Origin of the sequence: Pseudophaeobacter leonis, from assembly GCF_002087335.1 — a bacterium.
Taxonomy (GTDB): Bacteria; Pseudomonadota; Alphaproteobacteria; order Rhodobacterales; family Rhodobacteraceae; genus Pseudophaeobacter; species Pseudophaeobacter leonis.
The window spans coordinates 25,467-31,466 of the sequence record NZ_MWVJ01000024.1 but is presented as its reverse complement, the minus strand read 5'-3'; the positions used below and the strand labels follow the sequence as shown (position 1 = coordinate 31,466).

Here is a 6,000-nt window from a genome sequence, read left to right as displayed (position 1 = left end):
AGCAATTGGGCAGGCGGTATCCGCCTGATGGTAGCCAGACTGGCCTGTGGCGGATTTTGGATAGCTATCAGTGCGGTGCGCGGGATGAATATTTGGGATCACCTCATCCCCAGCCCCCTCAATATACTGCCAGCGCCGGTAGATGTTTTTGAGAAACGTCAGATATTCAGCGGTGTGCACCGCTGCAATCGGGCCAAGCCCTGCATCCGCAGGGGCCTCAAAGCTGCAGCCTGCAGCCAGCGCCCCTGCTTTCAGAACGTCTATGCGCTGTGGCTGTTCCGGATTTGGCAAAAGCTTGCCATTGGCCATAAAATGCTTGGGGTCGTGCTGGCCCTGCTGGTTGTCAAATATTGCTTTCATTGTGCCTGTCCTGTTTTTCGTTATTGCAGCCGGATCTGGCTAAATCGCGGTGCGATCACCGCCTTTGAGACCCAGCATGTCGCGTGCCTCGGCGGGTGTCGCCACCTCGCGCCCCAGATCCTCAACGATGCGGCGAATTTTGCTGACCTGTTCGGCATTATTCTTTGCCAGGGTGCCACGCGAAATCATCAAACTGTCTTCCAGTCCGACACGCACATGGCCGCCCATGGCCGCTGCGATGCTCACCAATGGCATCTGATGCCGCCCGGCGGCCAAAACCGAGAACATGTAACCCTCACCAAACAGCTTGTCCGCGATCACCTTCATATGCATCAGGTTTTCAGGATCAGCTCCGATCCCGCCCAAAACACCAAAGACAAACTGAATAAACAGCGGCCCCTGTACCAAGCCACGGTCGACAAAATGCTTCAGCATATAGAGATGCCCGACATCGTAGCACTCAAACTCAAACCGGGCACCGCGCGTCTCGCCCATTTCCCGCAGAATATAGGCGATGTCACGCGGCGTGTTCTTAAAGATCAGATCATCCGAGCCTTCCAGAAAGGGCTTTTCCCAGTCGAATTTCCACGCGCTCACTCTTTGGGCCGCAGGATAAAGGGCAAAATTCAAAGACCCCATATTCAGACTGCACATCTCAGGCTCAACCCGCTTTGGTGCGGCCAGACGCTCCTCCAGTGTCATCACGGCACTGCCCCCGGTTGTGAGGTTCAAAACGGCATCTGTGGCCTGTTTTGAACGGGGCAGGTAGCTCATGAAATCTTCTTCGCGACAGGAGGGCTGGCCGGTCGTGGGGTTGCGTGCATGCAGATGCAGGATTGCCGCTCCTGCCTCGGCGGCTCCCAGCGCCTGTTCGGCAATCTCATCCGGTGTGACTGGCAAATAGGGCGACATCGAGGGCGTGTGAATAGAGCCGGTAATGGCGCAGGTAATCAGAACTTTGGTCATGGGTCAGCCTGCTTTCAGGGCAAAGTGGATGTCCTGGCTGAACGCCGCAAGACTGGCATCAAGGCCATCAATGATCTCGTCAATATGCGAGGTGTTCACGATGAGCGGCGGACAGACCAGGATGTGATCGCCCTCAGAGCCATCGCGCGTGCGGCGGGAATAGACAATCAGTCCGCGCGCATAGGCGAGATCGACAAAGCGCTGATGCGCATTCAATGCGGCGGGCAGTGGCGCTTTGCTGTCGCGGTCGGCCATAAACTCAAAGGCCGTCAACAGTCCCATGCCCCGCACATCACCAATCAGCTCATATTTTTGCATCAAGGCCCTGAGACGCGCCAACAGCAGATCTCCCATGGCGGCGGCATTGTCACACAACCCGCCCAGCTCTATCTCGTTGACCACGGCAAGCCCCGCCGCACAGGCCAGCGGGTTCCCTGCATAGGTAAATCCATGGGCAAAGCCGCCTTGTTCCAGCACCGGCGCAACCAGGCGTTCATCCGCGATCACAGCGCCCAGAGGCATATAGCCAGCACCCAGACCTTTGGACATCACCACGATATCTGGCTGCGCCTGCCAGTGATCCGAGCCTAAAAACGTGCCGGTGCGGCCCGCGCCCGTCATCACCTCATCCATGATCAACAAGATGCCATGGCGGTCACAAATCTCCCGGATCCGCTCCATATAGCCGGGCGGCGGCACCAGAGCCCCGGTTGAGGCGCCGCCAATGGGCTCGACTATAAAGGCCAGCACGCTGTCGGGGCCTTCGGCCTGAATTTTGGCCTCTAACATATCCGCATAGTGGTGGCCTGTGGCCAGCGCCTCTGGGTCCAGCCCGTCAAGATAGGCGCGCGGCGCCGGGACTTTTGGCATCTGCTGCATCATCGGCGCAAACGGCGCGCTGAGCGGGGTATAGCCCGTCACGGCCAGCGCCCCCAGGGGGCAGCCATGATAGCTGGGGCTGCGCGATATGACCTTCCAGCGTGTTCCCTGCCCCGTGGCCAGTGCATATTGCCGCGCCAGTTTCAGGCCGCTTTCAACCGCCTCGGATCCACCAGAGACAAAGAACACCCTGTTCAGATCCCCCGGCATTAGATCAGCCAGTTTCTGCGCCAAAAGCTCCGAGGCTTCGGTCTCAAAATGCAGCCGGTAGCCAAAGGTGGATTTCTCCATCTGCCGCCGCATCGCTGTCAGAACCCCGTCATTGGAGTGGCCGATATTGCAGACCATTGCACCCGAAGAGCCATCCAGATAGCGCTTGCCCTCCTTGTCCCACATATAGACGCCAAGCGCCTGATCCAGAACAGGTTTGCGCCCATGCGCCTGATAAAAAAGGTCGCTAATTGTCGGCTTTCTAGTTCTGAGACGCCCGGCTTTGCGGCCCCGGCGCCCGCCTGCAAACGCTGTTGCAAACATCCTGGCGGCCGGGATGCGGCCTTGTGGAAACCATGCGAGAGCGGCTAGTATTGTTCAAATAGATAATTGGAATTTTTGATATAGCGAGCATCTATGCGAGAGAATAACCGCCACTATGCCCTGGAGCGGATTGCACGCGAGCTGGACTGGAATCTGTTGCGCACCTTTGTGGTGCTGGCGGAAAGCCATTCAATCACCGATGCCGCCAGCCAGTTGCGCCTCAAGCAGCCCTCGGTGTCGACCGCTCTCAAACGGCTTGAAGACCGTGTTGGGCGCAAGCTGATCAATCGCTCCCCGGGCCATTATGCGCTGACCGAAGCGGGGCGGCTGTTGTACCGTGAGGCGGTGGAGATCAACGGATCGGTGCTGCGCCTGTCGACCCTGATGCGCGAGATGACGGATGATGTCCGCGGGCATGTCCGCATCGCCATGGCCAGCCATGTGGTCAGCCCGCTGATTGATCAGGCCCTGACGGATTTTCACAGCGCGCACCCGCTTGCGACCCTGAAAATAGAGGTGCTTTCCAGCTCAAAAGCCATAGCAGAAGTTGCCGCAAAACGCGCGTCATTTGCGATCTGTCTGGTGGGAGATCACAATCCCGCCTTTGAATACCGTCGGGTTTTTCGCGAGTATTTTGGTCTGTTCTGCGGCCCGCCTCATCCTCTGTTTGGCCGCGATGACCGGACGATTGCCGATCTGGAGGGGCATTCCTCGGTGAGTTTTGAAACAGACCGGCTGCAGGATGTGCTGAAACCGATCACCGTGATGCGCGCGCAGGCCTCTTTGGGGCAAAAAATCACTGGCGTGTCCAGTCACCTGGAAGAGGTCAGGCGCATGATCGTCTCAGGGCTTGGCATCGGCCCCCTGCCCGTTCATGTGGCGGCCCGCGATGTGCGCGACGGACAGCTGTGGCAGGTGCCGCCCTATGAGGATCTGCCACCCATTGACGTCTATCTGGTCTGGAGTGAGCGGGCGACAAAGAACCGGGCCGAACAAATCCTGCTCGACCGGCTGATCGAGGCGATTGATGCCACACCGATTGAGGAGCGCAGCTACCAATAGACGACGTCTAAACCGCGCCCCGCCCTGTGCTGCGCTGCACTTCACTGTGCTGGGTGGGTTAGGCTTTGTGCCCGGCAAGATGTTTGCGCAGGAAATTCTGGGTGCGCTCATTTTTGGGGTTGCGAAAGATCACCTCGGGTGGGCCTTCCTCGACCACCACGCCCTGATCCATAAACAGCACCCTGTCACACACGCTTTCGGCAAATCCCATCTCGTGGGTCACGATGATCATCGTCATATGCTCTTCGGCAAGCCTCTTCATGACCAGGTTCACCTCCTCGACCAGTTCAGGATCCAGCGCCGAGGTCGCCTCGTCAAACAACATCACCTTGGGCTTCATCGCGAGAGCCCGCGCGATCGCAACCCGTTGCTTTTGGCCGCCCGACAGCTGCGAGGGGTAATAGTCGATCCGCTCGATCATGCCGACCTTGGTCAGCTGCTCTTCGGCCAGGGCATTTGCCTCCGCATCCGACAGTCCTTTCAGCATTTTGGGCGCAAGGGTAACGTTTTCACGGACCCTGAGATGCGGAAACAGGTTAAAGTGCTGGAACACCATGCCAATTTCCTGCCGCACCTCATTGATATGTTTCTCATACTGACGATGGGGCAGGCTTTTGTTGATCTGTTTGTCTTCCAGCCAGATCTCCCCCCCGGTCAGCGGATCAAGATCATTGATCGCCCGCAACAGCGTGCTTTTGCCTGATCCGGACGGGCCGATGATGGCCACGATCTGGCCGCGCTCGACCTGCAGGCTGATATCCTTCAAAACCTCCAGCGTGCCAAAACTCTTCTTGGCATGGCGGATGTCGATGAATGGCTTTTGCTGGCTCATAGTGTTCTCCTGCGCGGTCATTTTGAGGCCTGAATGCGGCGTTCGACGCGGCGCAAAACGGCCTCCATGACGAGATTGATGATGTAATAGATGGCGGCGACGAGCACATAGAACTCAAAGGGGCGATAGGTGCTGCCGATTGCGCGCTGCGCCGACAGGGTCAGCTCGGAAACACCAATCACCGACACCAGGGCTGAATCCTTGAGCAGGGCGATCATGTTGTTGCCAATCGGCGGGATCACATCGCGGACCGCCTGCGGCACCACAACCTTGCGCAGCGCCTGCCAGCGGCTCAATCCCAGCGTCCGGGCAGCTTCGATCTGACCCTTATCGACGGCCAGGATACTGGTCTGGAACAGGTCTGAATTATAAACCACAAAATGCAGTCCAAGCCCAACAACCCCGGCAACAAAAGCCGGCACATCGACACCAATCTGCACCAGGCCAAAATAGATCAAAAACAGCTGCAGCAGCAAGGGCGTGCCCAGGAACAGGAAGGAAAACACCCGAAACGGCCAGCGGACCAGCGCCGGGGCAAACAGAGCGATAACAGCCAGTAAAATTCCACCAAAGAAGCTGACGACGGCGGCGCAAACAGTGATCGCAATGGTCCAGAGCGCGCCAAGCAACACGATATCGAGGTATTTTGGAATGACGCTAAAATCGAGTCCCATGAGGTATCCTTTCGCCGCTCAGTTGAGGCGCGCTTTACGGTCGGCCCAGGAAATGCCCTGCCCGACGACGTAAATGATGATCATGTAAAGAAGACCTGCGATCAGGAACATCTCGAAGGGTTTATAGGTGGAGCCAATATAGCGCTGCGCTGTGTAGGTCAGCTCAACCACTGAAATCGCGGCCACCAGGGCAGTGCTTTTTATCAGCGCATTGATGTTCACCCCAAGAGGCCGGATCATCAGGCGCATCGCCTGCGGCAGGATCACATTGCACATGGCTTGCCAGCGGCTCATGCCAAGGGTGCGGGCGGCCTCGCCCTGTCCACGGTCAACCGCGATGATGGCTCCGCGCATGGTCTCGGTCATATAGGCCCCGACATTGACACCCAGACCGATGACACCGGCAGCAAAGGCATCCAGCTGAATGCCAATCTGCGGGCCGCCAAAGTAGAGGATAAACAGCTGGATAAGTGCCGGGGTGCCGCGAAACAGGCTGACATAAGTCGCACCCAGAAACCGAAACAGGGCAAAACGTGACAGCCGCGCCGAGGTGCCCAGAATGGCGCAGGCCAGTCCCAATGCGGCCGTCAGGACCGATAGTGTTATGGTGGTCCAGGCCGCTTCCAGAAAGAACGGAAAGACCCGTTGCATCAATCCATAATCCACGGTGGTCTGCCTCCTCGGCATTGCTGT

General features: G+C 58.0%; 6 protein-coding genes and 1 pseudogene. 1 reads left to right on the top strand and 6 read right to left on the bottom strand.

Features of this window, described 5'->3' with window-relative positions; genetic code table 11:
• From B4968_RS07280 to B4968_RS07270, 3 genes and pseudogenes are all read right to left on the bottom strand, one after another.
• A pseudogene (locus B4968_RS07280) lies at positions 1-360 on the bottom strand (histone deacetylase family protein); the annotation flags it as partial.
• A 39-nt stretch (positions 361-399) separates the two neighbouring features.
• Entirely contained in the window at positions 400-1,326 is a 927-nt protein-coding gene (gene kce / locus B4968_RS07275; RefSeq protein ID WP_083097806.1) for a 3,5-dioxohexanoate:acetyl-CoA acetone transferase, read from the bottom strand.
• 3 nt (positions 1,327-1,329) lie between these two features.
• Positions 1,330-2,667, bottom strand: coding sequence for an aminotransferase family protein (locus tag B4968_RS07270; RefSeq protein ID WP_083097810.1), 1,338 nt, complete (start codon positions 2,665-2,667; stop codon positions 1,330-1,332).
• A gap of 165 nt (positions 2,668-2,832) precedes the next feature.
• Here B4968_RS07270 and B4968_RS07265 point away from each other — a divergent pair, with 165 nt between their 5' ends.
• A complete protein-coding gene (locus B4968_RS07265; RefSeq protein ID WP_083097804.1) occupies positions 2,833-3,801 on the top strand; it encodes a LysR family transcriptional regulator in 969 nt (322 codons plus the stop codon).
• Between the two features lie 58 nt (positions 3,802-3,859).
• On the opposite strand, the gene B4968_RS07260 is transcribed toward B4968_RS07265, so the two are convergent.
• The 3 genes from B4968_RS07260 to B4968_RS07250 are packed head-to-tail and all read right to left on the bottom strand — an operon-like array spanning position 3,860 to position 5,973.
• Positions 3,860-4,633 carry an amino acid ABC transporter ATP-binding protein gene (locus tag B4968_RS07260; protein ID WP_083097802.1) on the bottom strand — a complete coding sequence of 258 codons (774 nt, stop codon included), beginning with the start codon at positions 4,631-4,633 and terminating at the stop codon, positions 3,860-3,862.
• A gap of 17 nt (positions 4,634-4,650) precedes the next feature.
• On the bottom strand, positions 4,651-5,307 hold the full coding sequence (locus B4968_RS07255) for an amino acid ABC transporter permease (protein ID WP_083097800.1): 657 nt from the start codon (positions 5,305-5,307) through the stop codon (positions 4,651-4,653).
• Between the two features lie 18 nt (positions 5,308-5,325).
• The gene (locus B4968_RS07250) at positions 5,326-5,973 is read right to left on the bottom strand and encodes an amino acid ABC transporter permease (RefSeq protein WP_083097798.1); all 648 of its coding nucleotides are present in this window, start codon (positions 5,971-5,973) and stop codon (positions 5,326-5,328) included.
• Positions 5,974-6,000: the final 27 nt, after the last annotated feature.